Raw genomic sequence first — 2,071 nt, 5'->3', positions numbered from 1 at the left:
GCCCGCTCCCACAGGTGCAGCACAGGGCTCAAGCCCGGCGCCATCCCTGTGGGAGCGGGTTTACCCGCGAAGAGGCCGGCACAGCCCCTACAAATCCATCGTTCATAAAACGGAACGCTAAAGCCAAATTCTGCTATCTACCGCCACAAAGGTGATGATTTTAATCTGTGCCCATCAACACGAAACACCCCAGATTGCTGAAAAATTCATAACCCTTAGGAGCACAGACCATGAGCAATTTCACCTACAACCGCCTGAACAAAGACGACGCCGCTGTCCTGCTGGTCGACCACCAGGCTGGCCTGCTGTCCTTGGTCCGTGACATCGAGCCGGACAAGTTCAAGAACAACGTGCTGGCCCTGGCCGACCTGGCCAAGTTCTTCAACCTGCCGACCATCCTCACCACCAGCTTCGAACAAGGCCCCAACGGCCCGCTGGTACCAGAGCTGAAAGCCCTGTTCCCGGACGCCCCGTACATCGCCCGCCCAGGCCAGATCAACGCCTGGGACAACGAAGACTTCGTCAAGGCGGTGAAGGCCACTGGCAAGAAGCAGCTGATCATTGCTGGCGTGGTGACTGAGGTCTGTGTAGCGTTCCCGGCGCTGTCGGCCCTGGAAGAGGAGTTCGAAGTGTTCGTGGTGACCGATGCTTCCGGCACCTTCAACGAAATGACCCGCGATGCTGCCCATGACCGCATGAGCCGCGCCGGCGCGCAAATGATGACCTGGTTCGGCGTGGCCTGTGAGCTGCACCGCGACTGGCGCAACGACATCGAAGGGCTGGCGGCGCTGTGCTCCAATCACATTCCGGATTATCGCAACCTGATTACCAGCTACAACGCGCTGACTGCGGGTAAGTAACACCAAGTAATCTGATGGATGGCTTTCGCAAGGGGGCCATCGTTGACTTGGTCCAGAAGTGTTGTTAGCGTTTCACCTGAGCGCGAAACCAGCTGCCATTCAGCGGCAATAGCTGGTGTAGGAACCCCGTCGATGGCTGAATCATCAGCGTCGGGTGAGACCTCCACACCCCGGCTTGAGGGTGTGTATATGAGTATCAAGCACGAGCACAGGGCCACTGGTGACAGTGGCCCTTTTCTTTGCTCGGCATATAAGCGTACCGCTTGTAGAGCAGTTTTCCATGGCGATGCTTATTCAGTGCCTTTGCATCGCACTGCATGAAATTCCACAGCATTTTGTCGTTATCGAGTGTCACGACCACCAGCATCTGCCGCTTGGTCTCGTACACGCCAATGAACGCCAACCTGTAGGTGTCATTGGTGTAGGCGACCTGCCATACCTCAAATTCCTATATTGAGGCGGAGCAGGCCGGTTACCGCAGCCTGCTCTGTGCAAATGCAATGTACTTCAACTTACAGGCTGCGACTCAATCCCATCCAGCAATGCCTCAACCAATCCTTCTGCCATTTCGAGCGCATTCAGGTTGCTCCAGAACAGGCTCTTGCCGGTTTCATCCAGGTGTTCCAGGGCTTTGTAGCCACAGTCGTAGGCGCCGCGCAGGTACTGGGCGACATGCACCAGGGCGTCGTGGGCAGAGACGCCCGGGTTTACTGTGAACAAAGGTGGATGGCCGGCATCGCAGCGGCTGAAAGCGCGCTCTTTGGTGTCGGGAAGAGGTGGATTGGGGACAATTTTTTTCATTGCAGTGACCTCACAAGGTTGTCCTGCAACCATCCGTTTCCACACGAAGGGTGGCAGTTGTACGCGGGGTGGAAAACCGGTCGGAGGCAACCCGGTAGGCCATACGGCCTCCCGCGCACAGCTGCCATTGAAGACAGCACCTCAGACCAGACGGGTTTCCACACCCGATCGCTGAACCGACAGCGACCCGGCAAGCCTAGAGAGCAGGCTTTACCCGGACAATCAGACGGGCGTCGACACGGTGTGTAGGATAATTCGTCAGATGGGGTGGCTGAGTAGGAAATGGCTCGCAACGAAGTAGGATGCTGCTGATATTCTTGTGCACTGGGTCCGCTGCGCGGCCCTTCGCGGGCACGCCCGCTCCCACAGGTACTGCACCGCTCTCCAGGCTTGCGCTATTCCTGTGGGAG

The 2,071-nt window shown here is 57.6% G+C and carries 2 protein-coding genes and 1 pseudogene; 1 reads left to right on the top strand and 2 read right to left on the bottom strand.

The annotated features are described in order from the left end of the window. Positions 1 to 230 precede the first annotated feature (230 nt). Positions 231 to 860 carry an isochorismate family cysteine hydrolase YcaC gene (ycaC, locus tag ACK1U9_RS23820; protein WP_108481650.1) on the top strand — a complete coding sequence of 210 codons (630 nt, stop codon included), beginning with the start codon at positions 231 to 233 and terminating at the stop codon, positions 858 to 860. 196 nt (positions 861 to 1,056) lie between these two features. Here ycaC and ACK1U9_RS23815 read toward each other — a convergent pair. Together ACK1U9_RS23815 and ACK1U9_RS23810 are read right to left on the bottom strand one after the other, a co-directional pair. After that, positions 1,057 to 1,290: pseudogene (locus tag ACK1U9_RS23815) on the bottom strand (PBECR2 nuclease fold domain-containing protein); the annotation flags it as partial. Between the two features lie 77 nt (positions 1,291 to 1,367). Beyond that, the gene (locus tag ACK1U9_RS23810; protein WP_085601142.1) at positions 1,368 to 1,661 is read right to left on the bottom strand and encodes a hypothetical protein; all 294 of its coding nucleotides are present in this window, start codon (positions 1,659 to 1,661) and stop codon (positions 1,368 to 1,370) included. Between the last annotated feature and the right edge of the window lie 410 nt (positions 1,662 to 2,071).

The organism is Pseudomonas sp. XP1, from assembly GCF_053557675.1.
The sequence above is the reverse complement of the archived record's forward strand: the minus strand, read 5'-3'. Positions and strand labels throughout refer to the sequence as shown.

What these genes read in the sequence shown, in the direction of transcription:
- ycaC (WP_108481650.1), top strand. Translation starts at nt 231, where the DNA reads ATGAGCAATTTCACCTACAACCGCCTGAACAAAGACGACGCCGCTGTC.
- ACK1U9_RS23810 (WP_085601142.1), bottom strand. Translation starts at nt 1,661, where the DNA reads ATGAAAAAAATTGTCCCCAATCCACCTCTTCCCGACACCAAAGAGCGC.